Genomic DNA, 14,279 nt, shown 5'->3' with positions numbered 1-14,279 from the left:
GCAAAAGTAGGCCAAAACTTGTCAATTGTACCAATGCAGCACCGCACCAGTGCGGATGACGAACCCACGCCCTACCTTGAGGTGGATGCGATGGCCTCGCGTGGTGCAGGCGTGTATTTGCTGTTGCAACTGGGTTAACTGGTTGTTGGCTGGAGTTGTTTGGTGGGCGATGAGCAACCAGTGGCGCAGCACATTGGCTTGGCGTGCCGGGCTGAGGGCTTGTAACGCATGGATGTGGGGTGGGTTGCCCACTTGGGCCAAGTCTTGCTCGGCCAGCTCTGACAACAACTCCTTGGCTTGTGCTGCATGGGAAGCACTGCGGGCAAAAGTTGCACGAAACGCCGGGAAGACAGCTTCTAACACGGGCAACAGGCGGGCGCGGATGCGGTTGCGTGTGTAGCGTTCGTCGGTGTTGCTGGGGTCTTCGACCCAGTTGTGGTGTTGGGTTTGTAACCAACGGCGGATGTCTGCACCAGCGACCAATAGCAAGGGCCGGTGCCAAACCAACCCGCCGCGTTGCCACTGTGCGGGCATGGCTGCCAGCCCGGCCACTCCAGCCCCGCGCGAGAGTGCCAACAGAAGCGTCTCTACTTGATCGTCGGCGTGTTGTGCCAGTGCGATAGACGCTGGTGCTATGGCATGGGTTGTTGCAGCGGTTTGCAGGGCTTGGTAGCGTGCTGTGCGGGCCGCTTCTTCTGGGCTTTGTCCACGGGCATGGCGGGCATCGACGCGTTGCACCGTTAAGTGCACTTGAAGCCGTGCACATAAATCGATGCAATGCTGTTCAAAGTGATCGGCTGCCGCTTGTAAGCCGTGGTGGACATGGATAGCCGACACTTGGCCTGGCCAACGCTGGGCGCAGGCCAGCAACAGTGCGGTGGAGTCCGCACCGCCACTCAAGGCGATGGTGAGAGGCAGCACAGGGTGAAAGGCCGCGATGGCCGCCTCAAAACACTGCGTCATGGCTGCCGAAGTGGCTTTGGTTCAGCGGTGGTTGGCTTTGGTGTCGCTAAAACGGCCATAGCTTTGCAGACGGGCGTAACGGCGCTCTATCAGCTCATCTACCTTGAGGTCTGCTACCTGCCGGAAGGCGTCGCCCAGCGCCCGCTTGAGCAGGGCCGCCATGTGTTTGCTGTCGCGGTGTGCACCACCCACCGGTTCATTGACGATTTTGTCCACCAGCCCCAGAGCCTTCAGGCGGTGTGCGGTAATGCCCAGGGCTTCGGCTGCATCTTGTGCTTTGTCGCTGGTTTTCCAAAGGATAGAGGCACAACCTTCAGGGCTGATGACCGAGTAGATCGAATACTGCAACATCAGCAATTGGTCGCAGACACTCAGGGCCAGCGCACCGCCAGAGCCGCCCTCGCCGATGATGGTGGTGATGATGGGCACTTCCAGTTGTGCCATCTCGTAGATGTTGCGGCCAATGGCCTCAGATTGGCCGCGCTCTTCAGCGTCAATGCCCGGAAAAGCACCAGGCGTATCGACAAAGGTGAAGACTGGCAGCTTGAACTTCTCGGCGGTTTTCATCAGCCGCAGTGCCTTGCGATAGCCCTCGGGGCGGGTCATGCCAAAGTTGCGCAGGGCGCGCTCTTTCGTATCGCGGCCTTTTTGGTGGCCCAGCACCATACAGGCGTTGCCATTGAAGCGTGCCAAACCGCCTACGATGGATTTGTCATCGGCAAAGTGGCGATCACCATGCAGTTCAACAAAATCGGTGAACAAGCCTTGCACATAGTCCAGTGTGTAGGGGCGCTCGGGGTGGCGGGCAATCTTGGTGACCTGCCAAGGTGACAGCTCGCTGTAGATGTCCTTGGTGAGTTGTAGGCTTTTTTTGCTGAGTTGGTCGATTTCTTCGGAGATATCGACGGCGCTTTCGTTTTGCACATAGCGCAGTTCTTCAATTTTGCTTTCGAGTTCAGCAATGGGTTGCTCGAAATCGAGAAAAGTTTTTTTGGCCAAAATGGGTTCTCCTTGTGCGTTCTCAGCGCCGAATCTGGCGGGAGCAACGGCGTTCAGGGCGCTAGCGGCTGGGGTTCCAGCGAGCGCCAAATATACCAAGTGGCTACGCTGCACCACGGCTGCCAGGCTTGTGCTACCTCGCGTGCTTCACTGCGGCTCACCAGATCACCAGAAAAATAATTGTGGCTGATGCCACGGATCAGCCCAGCATCATCCAATGGCAACACGTTGGGGCGCAGCAGATGAAACATCAGAAACATCTCTGCTGTCCAGCGGCCCACCCCTCGCAACTGCATCAACTGTTGGATGATGGCCTCATCGTCCATGGTGGCCCAGCTTTGGGGACGCAGTTTGCCGTGGACGAAGTGCTGTGCCAGATCCAGCAGGTAATCTACCTTGCGCGGCGATAGCCCTGCGGCACGCATGTCGTCGACCTTCAGCTGCAATACATCTGCTGGCAAGACCCGGCGCGGTTCATCAGCAACGGGTGGCGGGGCCAAATCCAAGGCCAGTTGCACCACCGTGGTGGGGGGCATTGGCTCTGCAACCAGCGGTGCAGGCAACAGCGCCAACAGACGCTGCCACAGCGTTCTGGCGGCTGAGACCGAAATTTGTTGCCCCACCATGCTGCGAGCCAGTGTGGTGAAAGCATCCCGACTTGGGCGCAGCACATGTTCACCCAACTGCGGAATCAGGCGACGTAACACCCGATCTTTTTGCATCAGCTGCGCGCAAGCCTGCGCCCAATAGGGCGGCAGGTCGGGGTGGCTGGTGTAGCGGCTGGTTTTTCTGGCGGTTTTCACAGGCGGTGCAGGGGGTAGAACGGCTATTGCACAGCTTCCCAAGTGGTGCCGGTGGGGCTGTCTTTGAGCACAATGCCTTGTTCTAGCAGCTCTTTGCGGATACGGTCGGCCTCGGCCCAGTTTTTGGCGGCTTTGGCTGTAGCACGGGCGGCAATCTGTGTGTCGATGGCGCTGACGTCTAGACTGCTGCCCGCCTGCAGGAAATCTTGCGCAGGAGTTTGCAGCAAGCCCAGCACGCCCCCCAGTGCCTTGAGCAGTCCGGCCACTTGGGGCGATTTGCTGCGGTTGGCTTCACTGGCTAAATCAAACAGCACGGCTACGGCTTCAGGGGTGCCAAAATCCTCGTCCATCGCTGCTTTGAAGCGGGCGGCATAAGGATCGGCCCAGTCGATGGCGATGTCTGCGGCGGGCACCTCGGCCAAGGCGGTATAGAGGCGCTTGAGTGCGGCACGGGCATCGTTGAGATGCACATCGCTGTAGTTGAGTGGGCTGCGGTAGTGGCTGCGCACGACAAAGAAACGCACCGTCTCGGCATCGTATTTTTGCAGCACATCACGGATGGTGAAAAAGTTGCCCAGGCTTTTGGACATCTTTTCGTTGTCGATGTTGATAAAGCCGTTGTGCATCCAGAAGCGGGCCAAGGGTTGGCCGTGCGCCCCTTCGCTTTGGGCGATTTCGTTTTCGTGGTGCGGAAACTGCAAATCAGCGCCGCCACCGTGGATATCAAAGGTCTGGCCTAGCAGCGCACAACCCATCGCCGAGCACTCAATATGCCAGCCGGGGCGGCCTTTACCAAACGGACTCTCCCACTGCACTTCGGCAGGCTCGGTGGGTTTGGCGGACTTCCAGAGGACAAAATCCAGTGGGTCGTGCTTGCCATCTTGTACCGCCACCCGCTCGCCAGCATTTAACTCGTCGAGCGACTTGCCCGAGAGCTTGCCATAGCCTACAAACTTGCGCACAGCATAGTTCATATCGCCATTGCCCGCTGGGTAGGCCAAGCCCTTGTCTTGAAGCTGACCAATCAGCGACAGCATCTGCGGCACATAGTCGGTGGCGCGCGGTTCGTGGCTGGGGCGTTCAATGCCCAAGGCATCGGCATCTTGGTGCAAGGCGTCGATCATCCGATCTGTCAGGTGGCGGATGCTCTCGCCATTTTGCACGGCACGCTGGATGATTTTGTCGTCAATGTCGGTGATGTTGCGTACATAGCTGACACGGTAGCCGCTGGCCTTGAGCCAACGTTGCACCACATCAAAGGCAACCATAGAACGTGCATGGCCCAGATGGCACAGGTCATACACCGTCATGCCGCAGACATACATGCGGACATGGCCCGGCTCCAGCGGCGAAAACGCCTCCAAGGCACGCGATAGCGTGTTGTAGATACGCAGACTCATGGAATAGTGAGATCAGGGAAAGAGAGGGTTGGGAAGCAAACACGCAGACCCATCGGTAGTCTGGCAGGCAATGACAGCACTGGTGGAGGGAATAGGTCTTGGTTCGGCCCCCCTCCGCTACAATCCGCGCCAGTATAAGCGCCTGCGGGCCTGCTACGGCCCCTCCATTTTCCCCTCTTCATGATGCACGTTCGCCGCACCTTCTCCCATGTTCTGCGCCTGCTGACCTTGACTGCATTGCTAGGCTCTGGCATAGCCCAGGCCGATGAATATGGCGACATCCAGAAGCTGCTGCGCGCAGGCAAGCCTGCGGATGCGTTAGCCAAAACAGACCAACTGCTGACAGCCAAGCCCCGTGATCCGCAACTGCGTTTTCTGCGCGGTGTGGCCCTGACGCAAGCGGGCAAACGTGAGCAGGCCATTGCCGTCTTTACCAAGCTGACCCAAGACTACCCCGAGTTGCCCGAGCCCTACAACAATCTGGCGGTGCTCTATGCCGGGCAGAACCAGTTTGACAAGGCCCGCTCTGCGCTGGAAATGGCGATTCGTACCAACCCCAGCTACGCTACGGCCCATGAGAATCTGGGCGATGTCTATGCCCGCTTGGCCAGCACGGCTTACAACAAGGCGCTGCAACTCGATGGCACCCAGACAGCCAGCGTGCAACCCAAGCTGGAACTGATTGAAGGCTTGGCCTTCCCAACCGGTACGGCCAAGCCCGGTGTGAGCACAGCAGCACCAGCACCAGCACCAGCACCAGCACCAGCACCAGCACCAGCACCAGCACCAGCACCAGTGGCCGTCAAGCCGGCACCGGCGCCTAGCCCGGTAGCGCCGCCGCCACCACCAGCGCCTGTGCCACCCCCGCCTGCGGTGCCTGTTGCAGACGCAGCGGCTGTGCAGGCAGTGACGACTGCCGTAGAAGCATGGGCCAGTGCTTGGGGCAGCAAAGACCTGAACGGCTATTTTGCGGCCTATGCCAAAAATACCGTTCCTTCGGGCAAGCAAAGCCGCAAAGAATGGGAAGCAGAGCGGCGTTCGCGCATTGAGGGCAAATCTCGCATCAGCGTCAATGTGCGTGACCTGAAAGTCACTACAGAAGGCGATACAGCCATCGCTCGCTTCCGCCAGGACTACAGCGCCGGATCACTACAAACCAGCAGCCGCAAAACCCTAGAAATGAACAAGATTCAGGGGCGTTGGGTGATCGTGCGCGAAACCGTCGGTAACTGAGCGGCCTTGGTTGCCGCCTGCGTCATGGATATGGAAATCGATGTGATCTCTCGGTATTTCTCCCGCTCCAACACCACAAGTCGCTGGCCGGTACTGGCGGCTGCTCTGACCTGTCTCTTGGTAACGCAGACACCATCTGCCATAGCCCAAGACCCTAAGACATCGGCCCGTGCCAGTGCCAAAGCCAGCAGCAAAGCGCCACCAGCGGCTCTGGTTGATGGTCAGGCCGAGACGCGTCTACTAGAGATTTACCAATCGGTGGGGCAGGGCCAACACCGAGAGGCCTTGGCCGGTGCCGAAAGTTTGGTGCGTGATTACCCCAACTTCCAACTGGCCCAATTGGTGCTGGGTGATCTGCTGGCTGCACGGGCGCGCCCAGCGCAGCAAATCAGTGCCGTTCCAGGGGCCCATTTGCCGGCCACCACCACCGAAAACCACAATCTGAATGTGCTGCGTGAGGAGTCCCGCAGACGGCTGCAAGCACTGCATGCGCGCCCGCCGGCCAACACTATTCCGGCCCAGTTCCTGACCCTGTCTCCACGCCAGCGCCATGCGGTGGCAGTAGATGCGTCTCGCTCTCGCTTGTATTTGTTTGAAAACACGCGCGATGGCCTGCGCTTGGTGGCCGACTACTACGCTTCGGTGGGTAAACTGGGGATTGATAAATACGTGGAAGGCGACCAGCGTACACCCATCGGTGTGTACTTCATCACCAGCCGCCTAGACCCCTCTACTTTGCGTGATTTCTATGGTGCAGGGGCGTTGCCACTGAACTACCCCAATCCGTTGGATCTCAGCCGGGGCAAAACCGGCAGCGGCATTTGGTTGCATGGCACGCCACCAGAACAGTTTGCCCGTGCGCCCCAAGCTACCGATGGCTGCGTAGCATTGGCTAACCCCGATTTGGAGCGTCTGCTGCGCACAGTAGAACGTGCCACACCGGTAGTCATTGCCCCTGAGCTGCGTTGGGTAGCGCCAGACAGTGTAGAGACAGCCCGCCAACAATTTGACGCTGTGCTCCAGGCTTGGAGCAGCGCCAAGGTGCAAGGGGATGTGCAAGGGCTACAACGTTTCTACGCCCGAGACTTTAAAAGCGCCTCGCAACAACCCCGGCAAGAGTGGCTGAACCGGCTGGCCAATGCGCAGCGAAGCAAGGAAATAGAACTCAAAGACAAGTCCTATCTCCATTGGCGAGATTCCAGCGAAACAATGGTTGTCACCTTTGGTGAAGTTGCCAAGGGTGAGCGCAGCGGCACGACCCGGCGCCAATATTGGAAACGCCAAGGCGACCAATGGCAAATATTCTATGAAGGAGTGATCAGTTGATGATTTCCAGAAGAAAGTCTGTGCTGGCACTGACCGCCAGCAGTTTGGTCTTAGGGCTGGCAATGGTGCAACCTGTGGCGGCCCAAGACGCTCCTAAAGTCAAGCTCAGTACCTCGATGGGCGATATCGTGGTGCAGCTTGACCCGGCCAAGGCACCCAAGTCGGTAGAAAACTTCTTGGCTTATGTCAAAGACAAGCACTACGACGGCACTATTTTCCACCGCGTCATTGACGGCTTCATGATCCAAGGCGGTGGCTTTACCGCCGACATGACGCAAAAACCCACCAAGACGCCCATCATGCTGGAGTCGGGCAATGGCCTGAAGAACCAGACCTATACCATTGCGATGGCACGCACTGGCAATCCACATTCGGCCACATCGCAGTTCTTCATTAATGTCAAAGACAACGACATGCTCAATGCCCGTCAGCCCGGCAATGATGGCTATGCAGTCTTTGGCAAAGTGATTGATGGCACTGCCGTGGTAGACAAAATCAAGGCGGTGCCCACTGGCAACAAGGGGTTCCACCAAAATGTGCCCACCACGCCCATCACCATTACCTCAGCCACTGTGCTGCCCTAACCCTTTTTGATAGAAAGCCTTTTGCCATGAGCAACCCCCAAGTCGAACTGCACATTGCCAACTATGGCGTCATTACCCTGGAACTCGACGCAGACAAGGCCCCCAAGTCGGTAGCCAACTTTTTGGCCTATGTGGGTAAGGGCCATTACGACAACACCATTTTTCACCGCGTCATTCCGGGCTTCATGATCCAGGGCGGCGGTTTTGAGCCGGGCCTCAAGCAAAAGGGCACCGATGCCCCGATCGAGAACGAAGCCAACAACGGCCTGAAAAACGCCAACTACACCATCGCAATGGCCCGCACCAGCGATCCGCACTCGGCCACGGCACAGTTTTTTATCAACGTGGCCGACAATGGCTTCCTGAACCATACTGCCCCTAGCGCCCAAGGCTGGGGCTATGCAGTGTTTGGCAAGGTGGTCTCGGGCACCGAGGTGGTAGACAAAATCAAGGCCGTGAAAACAGGCCGCAGCGGCTTCCATGACGATGTACCCAAAGAAGACGTAGTGATCGAAAAGGCTGTGGCACTCTAAGCCTACCGTTTCTCTCTGTCCCCGTGACTACGACCGTGCCCCGGTTCGAGGAGCTTGTAGCTCCATCGCACTGGCGCACGGTTGATTTCATTGCTGATTTGCATTTGCATTCGGGCGATGCAGCCACCAGTGCGGCATGGCAATGCTATTTGCACACCACACCCGCCGATGCTGTTTTCATCTTGGGAGACTTGTTTGAGGTCTGGGTGGGCGATGATGCCTTGGCAGAGCCAGACAGCTTTGAGGCCCATTGTGCAACGGTGTTACAGGCAGCGGCACAGCGCCGAGCGGTTTTCTTTATGGCGGGCAACCGGGATTTTTTGCTCGGGGCTGCGTTCGCCCAACAGTGTGGCATCCACATCCTGACAGACCCTACCGTGCTGCAATGGGGTGTGCAACGCCTGTTGCTCAGCCACGGCGATGCCCTGTGTCTTGACGATGTGGAGTACCAGCGTTTTCGGGTTGTGGCCCGCAGCGCACCGTGGCAACAGCAGTTTTTAGCCCAGCCTTTGGCGCAGCGTCGGGTACAAGGCCGCCACATTCGGCAAGAAAGTGAGGCGCGCAAACAATCGGGTGCCTTCTATGCCGATGTGGACAGTGCCACCGCTATCGCGTGGTTAGAGGCCGCAACAGCCAACACCTTGATTCATGGTCATACCCATCGCCCGGCAGAGCATGTTTTGGCCCCCCATTTATCGCGCATGGTATTGAGCGATTGGGATTTGGCCGCCCAACCTGCCCGTGCGCAAGTGCTGCGCTTGGATGCTCAGGGGCTGCACCGCATTTCTTTGATCCATGCTCAACCCGGCGGGATATAAGGGATCTGTTGGCAGTGGACAGTCATGGCCTGCCCCTGGCTGCATGCACTGGCACCAGCAGTGCCCCCAAGGTGGGGCGTAGCGCCCACAGCAAATAGCCTTAAAACTTACGCATATCGTTGCTACCAGCCCTTCGTTGGCAGCCTTGCCCCAGATTTCTATGCTGCCTCCTTCAGATTTTTTGGAGGTGCACCATGCAAAGCAATTGGGGAAAGAGTACGCGGCGTCAATGGCTGGCTGGCGCTGCGGCCAGTGGCGCGGGTCTGTTGCTGCCACTGGGGGCGCGGGCGGCCCCCAAGGCCGACCTATCAGGCGTCACACTGCGCATTGGCACCTATAAGGGCAACTGGCGGGCGCTGTTAACGGCGGCACAACTGACCCAGACCCCCTACAAAATCGAATGGCGCGAGCTCAACAATGGTGTGCTGCACATCGAGGCTATTCATGGCAATGCGCTGGATTTGGGTTCGGGCAGTGAGATCCCGGCCCTGTTTGCGGCACGGCAAAAAACCCAGGTGCGCTTTATTGCCGTAGTGCGTGAAGACCTGAACAGCCAAGTCACACTGGCGCGTAAAGACAGCGGCATTCAGCGCATTGCTGACCTCAAAGGCAAGCGGGTAGGCTATGTGCGCGCCACTACGGCCCATTATTTTCTGAGCCGCCAACTGGCCGAGGCTGGGTTGAGCTTTAACGATATCACCCCCATCAATCTCACCCCTGCCGATGGGCTGTCTGCATTTGATCGGGGCGACATCGATGCTTGGGCCATTTATGGCTACAACGGCCAGACCGCACGCATCAAATATGGCGCGCAGGTGCTCAAGACGGGCTTGGGCTACCTATCGGGCAACTTTCCGGTCTATGCCAATCCGCAATCGGTGGAAGACACACTCAAACAAGCGGCCATTGCCGACTACTTGCAACGCCTGCGCACGGCCTACCACTGGGCCAACCAGAATTATTTGGCCTATGCCAAGGCGCAATCACAGGAGACCCGCATTCCGGTGGGCGATTTGATTGAGTTGTGGAACAACCGCAGCACCAACTATGCGCTACGCGCGGTGGACAACGCCGTAGTGCAAGGCCACCAAGCTGTGGCCGACACTTTTTTGCAACTGGGCGTGCTCGATGGCCCAGCACAGGTAGCCCCTTTATGGAGCCGTACATTTGACCCGGTGCTGCGCAGCGCCTGACCCCCACTCAGAGAGCACTTGCGCATGACCACCACACCAAGACAACTACGGCTGGGCGCCTACTTTACTGGCGCGGGCGTTCAGGGCGATAGCTGGCGCCATCCTGCGGCCCACACCGACGCCTATCGCAACTTTGACCGCTACAAGGAGTACGCACAAAAGCTCGAAGCCGCCTGCTTTGATGCCCTGTTTTTTTACGACAACGTGTTTGCCGCCAGCGATGCCACCACCGTCTCCACTGCCCCACTGTCGCCGCGTTGGGATCCACTGGTGCTGGTGGCGGCACTGGCCTTGGTGACCCAACGCATTGGGCTGGTCGCTACCGTCAGTACCAGCTACAGCGAACCCTACAACGTGGCCCGCCACTTTGCCTCATTAGACCACCTGAGCCAAGGACGGGTGGGCTGGAATATTGTCACCTCCACTGCTGGGGGCGAAAACTTCAACCTGCCCGCCCACCGCGACCACGCTGAACGCTACGCACGCGCCCACGAGTTTGTGGATGTGGTCACGGGGCTATGGGACAGTTGGGCTGACGATGCCTTTTTGGAAAACAAGGCCAGCGGCCAATGGGCCGACCCGGCCAAACTGCACTTGCTGCACCATGTGGGCCAGCATTTCCGGGTCAAGGGGCCGCTCAATGCGCCACGCCCTGTGCAGGGTTGGCCGGTGCTGTGCCAAGCGGGCTCCTCTGAGGCAGGCAAAAATCTGGCTGCCCGCGTGGGAGAACTGCTCTATACCGCTGCCCAAGACATTGACGAGGCGCGCGACTTTTACCGCGACGTCAAGGCCCGTGCCGTACGCTATGGCCGGTCTCCTGAACAGATCCACATCCTGCCTGGGGTGATGCCAGTGATAGGCCGCACCCACGCCGAAGCCAATGCCAAATTTGCCGAACTGCTGGCCTATCGTGATACCGATGTGCAGTTGCGCGCCTTGTCCAGCTATGCCAGCTTGGGCGTGGATTTGACCGGGCTATCGCCCAGCGACCGTGTGCCACTGCCCGAGCATATCCCCGAGACCAACGCACACAAAAGCCGACAAAAACTGCTGGTGGATTGGATACGCCATGAACGCCCCACCGTGCAGCAATTGCTCACCCGGTGGAGTGCGGGCGGCCACCGGATGCTGGTGGGTACGCCCCAGAGCATTGCCGATGATTTTGCGCACTGGTTCCACACGGGAGCCTGCGATGGCTTTAATGTCATGTTCAGCAGCACGCCGGGCGGGTTGGATGATTTTGTTGAATTGGTGGTGCCCGAATTACAACGGCGCGGCTTATTTCGTACCGCCTACACCGGCCACACCCTGCGCGAACATCTGGGGCTGCCCCGACCGGCATTTCCTGCGCAACCTGCCCAGCCACAACCATTGGCGGCCTGAACAGAAGGGTTTTTTCTGCATATCGATGTGCGGATCGGTGGTTTGACCATGCAGCGTCTAAGCACGACACTGGGTTTCTGTGGTGATCTGGCACATCCCATTCATTGATAGGAGCTGGTAAGGGGAACTTTCACAGCCCGCCTGGTGCGGGCTTTTTTTTGTTCTACTTAGGCCTATAAATTAGGCGCTTGGGTTATGAGGACAAGTGGTTTGATGCTTTGGTAAAACCACCCCTTACACGTACATTGGGTGCCATCTTTGCCAATTTTTTGGAGTTTGCATGACTCAGTCTTTCCATCCCCCTTTGAGCGATGCTGCGCTAGACCAGTTGTTCCGCGAAGCCCGCACGGTTCATGCCTTCAAGCCCGAACCTGTGTCAGACGAGACCATCGCCCGCTTGTACGACTTGCTCAAGTGGGGGCCAACGGCCTTCAACGCACAGCCTGCGCGTTATGTGTTTGTGCGCAGCCCCGAGGCCAAGGCCAAGCTGCGCCCCACCCTGTCGGCGGGCAATGTGGCCCAGACCGATGCCGCCGCTGTCACTGTGATCGTGGCCCAAGACACACGCTTTTACGAACACCTGCCCGAACAATTCCCGGCCTATAACGCCAAGCCGTTGTTTGAAGCCAATGCCGATTTGGCTGCCTCTACGGCATTTCGCAACAGCAGCCTGCAAGGTGCTTACCTGATTCTGGCAGCACGGGCGCTGGGGCTCGATGCCGGAGCACAATCGGGCTTCAACCCCCAAGCCGTCAATGACGCGTTTTTCCCCGATGGGCGCTATCAGGTCAACTTCATCGTCAATTTGGGCGTGGCTGACCACAGTGGCACCCATCCGCGTGGCCCGCGCTTGGCCTTCGAAGACGTAGCGCAAATCGTTTAACCTTTAGCCCATGTGTCCCCCCGTCCATCCGTGCTGTGCCGTGGCTGGCAAGGCGGGGGGGTTGTTTGCCATTCCAACACCGCTATTGCAACATGCCTCTTTTTCGCACTTCCCTGACTGCCCTGGCCTTGGGGCTGGCGGCCTTGCTGCCTGTAGCCCACGCAGGCAAAACGCTCGACACCATCCAACAGCGCGGCCAGATCACCGTAGGTGTGAGTACCGGTGTGCCCGGCTTCTCTGCCGCCAACAGCCAAGGCCAATGGGTGGGGCTGGATGTAGATGTTGCCAAGGCCGTGGCTGCTGCTGTGCTCAACGATGCCAACAAGGTGAAGTGGGTGCCGTTGGCCTCGCAACAGCGATTTACGGCCTTGCAATCGGGTGAAGTGGATGTGCTCTCGCGCAACACCACCGTGACATTGACGCGCGATGCCTCAATGGGGCTGGCTGCTACCGCTGTGGTGTTTTATGACGGCCAAGGCTTTATGGTGCCCGCCAAACTCAAGGTCAAGAGTGCCAAGCAGCTGAAGGGCGCCACGGTGTGCGTGCAGTCGGGCACCACGTCTGAGAAAAACCTGACCGATTTCTCACGCTTGCATAACCTCAACCTCAAACCGGTGGTGTTTGACAAGTTTGATGCTGCCAATGCGGCCTACTTTGCGGGCCGCTGCCAAGCCTATACCACCGACACCTCGGGGCTGGCCTCGGTGCGGGCCAAAGAGGCCAAGAACCCACAAGAGCATGTTATCTTGCCAGAGTTGATCTCTAAAGAACCACTGGGGCCGCTGGTGCGCCGGGGTGACGATGAGTGGCAAGCCATTGTGCGCTGGGTGGTGTATGGTCTGATCGAGGCCGAAGAAAATGGCATTACCCAAGCCAATGTAGGCCAACTCAAAGCCGAAAGCACCGACCCAGTGGTAGGCCGCCTGTTGGGCAAGACCGAAGACACCGGCAAGCTGCTGGGCCTAGACCGTGACTGGCTGGTGCGCGCCGTCCAAGCGGTGGGCAACTATGGCGAAATCTACGAGCGTAACGTGGGCGAGAAAACCCCGGTCGGTTTGCCGCGTGGCCTCAACCGCCTGTGGAACCAAGGTGGCCTGCTCTATGCTTTGCCGGTGCGGTGAGGGGGCGTGAGCACCCACTGATTGCCCCCCGTCCAGCGCCACCACGCGCGCGGCGGCGCTGGTCTTGGCACCACCCCGGCACACGGGCGTTAGTGTGGCAGTTGTTGGCCTTGCTGGCCGTGGTGCTGGGCTTGGGTTGGTTGGTACACAACACCCAAGCCAATATGGCGGCGCGGGGTATTCAAAGTGGTTGGGATTTTCTCAGCCAGACGGCGGGCTTTGACATCGGTGAGCAAGCCATTGCCTTTGCTTCCACCGATAGCTACGCCCGTGCCTTTGCTGTGGGTGTGCTCAACACTTTGCGCGTGTCGGTGGCCGCGATAGTCTTGTGTACCCTGCTGGGGATGTTGGTGGGCATTGGGCGCTTGTCGCGCAATTTGCCGGTGCGCATGCTGTGCCGGGGCTATGTCGAGCTGTTTCGCAACGTGCCATTGCTGGTGCAGCTGTTGCTGTGGTATTTGCTGCTGGTGGAATACCTGCCCGACCCCACGGAGGCTTGGCATTGGGGCGACTTTGTGTTCTGGAGCAAAGCTGGCCTGAGCTTGCCGTTTCCGGTGCAAGGCCCACAAGGTTGGCACTGGAGCTTGCCCACGCTGCAAGGCTTTGCCATTGAAGGCGGTGCGGCGCTCTCACCCGAGTTTTTGGCCCTGCTGTTAGGCTTGACGTTGTATACCGCCGCCTTTGTGGCCGAAGTGGTGCGCGCGGGCATCACGGCCGTGCCACGCGGCCAGATCGAAGCCGCCCTGAGCATTGGTTTGGGCCGGGGCCAAACGCTGCGCCATGTCACAGGGCCGCAGGCGCTGCGCATCATCGTGCCACCGCTGACCAACCAATACTTGAACCTGACGAAAAATTCGTCGCTGGCGGTGGCCGTAGGCTACCCGGATGTGGTGTCGATTGCCAATACCAGCCTGAACCAAACGGGGCGGGCATTGGAGTGCATTGCCGTCATCATGGTGGTGTATTTGGGCTTGTCGTTGTCTACCGCCTTGGTCATGGGCCATATCAACCGCCGGGCCGCATTGCAGGAGCGTTAACCC

14 protein-coding genes are annotated in these 14,279 nt (G+C 58.8%); 10 read left to right on the top strand and 4 right to left on the bottom strand.

Annotation, left to right across the window (positions count from 1 at the left end):
• Window positions 1-21: 21 nt before the first annotated feature.
• Genes tilS through cysS form a run of 4 tightly spaced genes read right to left on the bottom strand, consistent with a single transcriptional unit; the run spans window position 22 to window position 4,165 of the window.
• A complete protein-coding gene (gene tilS, locus ACYVB2_RS09345; protein ID WP_382432653.1) occupies window positions 22-963 on the bottom strand; it encodes a tRNA lysidine(34) synthetase TilS in 942 nt (313 codons plus the stop codon).
• A 21-nt stretch (window positions 964-984) separates the two neighbouring features.
• Window positions 985-1,962, bottom strand: coding sequence for an acetyl-CoA carboxylase carboxyltransferase subunit alpha (locus tag ACYVB2_RS09340; protein WP_460536296.1), 978 nt, complete (start codon window positions 1,960-1,962; stop codon window positions 985-987).
• 53 nt (window positions 1,963-2,015) lie between these two features.
• Window positions 2,016-2,765: a DNA-3-methyladenine glycosylase family protein gene (locus ACYVB2_RS09335; protein ID WP_382432657.1), complete on the bottom strand. Its 750-nt coding sequence runs from the start codon at window positions 2,763-2,765 to the stop codon at window positions 2,016-2,018.
• A gap of 23 nt (window positions 2,766-2,788) precedes the next feature.
• Window positions 2,789-4,165 carry a cysteine--tRNA ligase gene (gene cysS, locus ACYVB2_RS09330; RefSeq protein ID WP_382432659.1) on the bottom strand — a complete coding sequence of 459 codons (1,377 nt, stop codon included), beginning with the start codon at window positions 4,163-4,165 and terminating at the stop codon, window positions 2,789-2,791.
• A 180-nt stretch (window positions 4,166-4,345) separates the two neighbouring features.
• Between cysS and ACYVB2_RS09325 the strand changes: the two genes are divergently transcribed.
• From ACYVB2_RS09325 to ACYVB2_RS09280, 10 genes are all read left to right on the top strand, one after another.
• Window positions 4,346-5,398: a YybH family protein gene (locus ACYVB2_RS09325; RefSeq protein WP_460536291.1), complete on the top strand. Its 1,053-nt coding sequence runs from the start codon at window positions 4,346-4,348 to the stop codon at window positions 5,396-5,398.
• A 30-nt stretch (window positions 5,399-5,428) separates the two neighbouring features.
• Window positions 5,429-6,724, top strand: a complete 1,296-nt coding sequence (locus ACYVB2_RS09320; RefSeq protein WP_382432799.1) for a L,D-transpeptidase family protein — start codon at window positions 5,429-5,431, stop codon at window positions 6,722-6,724.
• Entirely contained in the window at window positions 6,724-7,308 is a 585-nt protein-coding gene (locus tag ACYVB2_RS09315) for a peptidylprolyl isomerase (RefSeq protein WP_382432663.1), read from the top strand. The genes ACYVB2_RS09320 and ACYVB2_RS09315 overlap by 1 nt, the downstream gene beginning before the upstream one ends.
• Window positions 7,309-7,334: 26 nt before the next feature.
• The gene (locus tag ACYVB2_RS09310) at window positions 7,335-7,841 is read left to right on the top strand and encodes a peptidylprolyl isomerase (protein WP_382432665.1); all 507 of its coding nucleotides are present in this window, start codon (window positions 7,335-7,337) and stop codon (window positions 7,839-7,841) included.
• Between the two features lie 23 nt (window positions 7,842-7,864).
• Complete coding sequence (locus ACYVB2_RS09305) at window positions 7,865-8,659, top strand: UDP-2,3-diacylglucosamine diphosphatase (protein ID WP_382432667.1); 795 nt, start codon at window positions 7,865-7,867, stop codon at window positions 8,657-8,659.
• Window positions 8,660-8,853: 194 nt separating this feature from the next.
• The gene (locus tag ACYVB2_RS09300) at window positions 8,854-9,852 is read left to right on the top strand and encodes an ABC transporter substrate-binding protein (protein ID WP_382432669.1); all 999 of its coding nucleotides are present in this window, start codon (window positions 8,854-8,856) and stop codon (window positions 9,850-9,852) included.
• A 24-nt stretch (window positions 9,853-9,876) separates the two neighbouring features.
• Window positions 9,877-11,235 (top strand): LLM class flavin-dependent oxidoreductase, encoded by a 1,359-nt coding sequence (locus ACYVB2_RS09295; RefSeq protein WP_382432671.1) that lies wholly within the window; start codon window positions 9,877-9,879, stop codon window positions 11,233-11,235.
• 280 nt (window positions 11,236-11,515) lie between these two features.
• The gene (locus tag ACYVB2_RS09290) at window positions 11,516-12,118 is read left to right on the top strand and encodes a malonic semialdehyde reductase (protein ID WP_382432673.1); all 603 of its coding nucleotides are present in this window, start codon (window positions 11,516-11,518) and stop codon (window positions 12,116-12,118) included.
• 92 nt (window positions 12,119-12,210) lie between these two features.
• Complete coding sequence (locus ACYVB2_RS09285) at window positions 12,211-13,239, top strand: amino acid ABC transporter substrate-binding protein (RefSeq protein WP_382432675.1); 1,029 nt, start codon at window positions 12,211-12,213, stop codon at window positions 13,237-13,239.
• The gene (locus ACYVB2_RS09280) at window positions 13,236-14,276 is read left to right on the top strand and encodes an amino acid ABC transporter permease (protein WP_382432677.1); all 1,041 of its coding nucleotides are present in this window, start codon (window positions 13,236-13,238) and stop codon (window positions 14,274-14,276) included. Before ACYVB2_RS09285 ends, ACYVB2_RS09280 begins: the two co-directional genes overlap by 4 nt.
• Window positions 14,277-14,279: the final 3 nt, after the last annotated feature.

The organism is Giesbergeria giesbergeri, assembly GCF_054779375.1.
Note: the sequence above shows the minus strand (reverse complement) of the source record. Positions and strands in the feature narration are given on the sequence as shown.

Bases quoted from the DNA above. Each gene is read 5' to 3' on its own strand.
- ACYVB2_RS09290 (WP_382432673.1), top strand. From the start codon at position 11,516: ATGACTCAGTCTTTCCATCCCCCTTTGAGCGATGCTGCGCTAGACCAG.
- ACYVB2_RS09295 (WP_382432671.1), top strand. From the start codon at position 9,877: ATGACCACCACACCAAGACAACTACGGCTGGGCGCCTACTTTACTGGC.
- ACYVB2_RS09310 (WP_382432665.1), top strand. From the start codon at position 7,335: ATGAGCAACCCCCAAGTCGAACTGCACATTGCCAACTATGGCGTCATT.
- ACYVB2_RS09300 (WP_382432669.1), top strand. From the start codon at position 8,854: ATGCAAAGCAATTGGGGAAAGAGTACGCGGCGTCAATGGCTGGCTGGC.
- ACYVB2_RS09285 (WP_382432675.1), top strand. From the start codon at position 12,211: ATGCCTCTTTTTCGCACTTCCCTGACTGCCCTGGCCTTGGGGCTGGCG.
- ACYVB2_RS09325 (WP_460536291.1), top strand. From the start codon at position 4,346: ATGATGCACGTTCGCCGCACCTTCTCCCATGTTCTGCGCCTGCTGACC.
- ACYVB2_RS09315 (WP_382432663.1), top strand. From the start codon at position 6,724: ATGATTTCCAGAAGAAAGTCTGTGCTGGCACTGACCGCCAGCAGTTTG.
- tilS (WP_382432653.1), bottom strand. From the start codon at position 963: ATGACGCAGTGTTTTGAGGCGGCCATCGCGGCCTTTCACCCTGTGCTG.
- ACYVB2_RS09320 (WP_382432799.1), top strand. From the start codon at position 5,429: ATGGAAATCGATGTGATCTCTCGGTATTTCTCCCGCTCCAACACCACA.
- cysS (WP_382432659.1), bottom strand. From the start codon at position 4,165: ATGAGTCTGCGTATCTACAACACGCTATCGCGTGCCTTGGAGGCGTTT.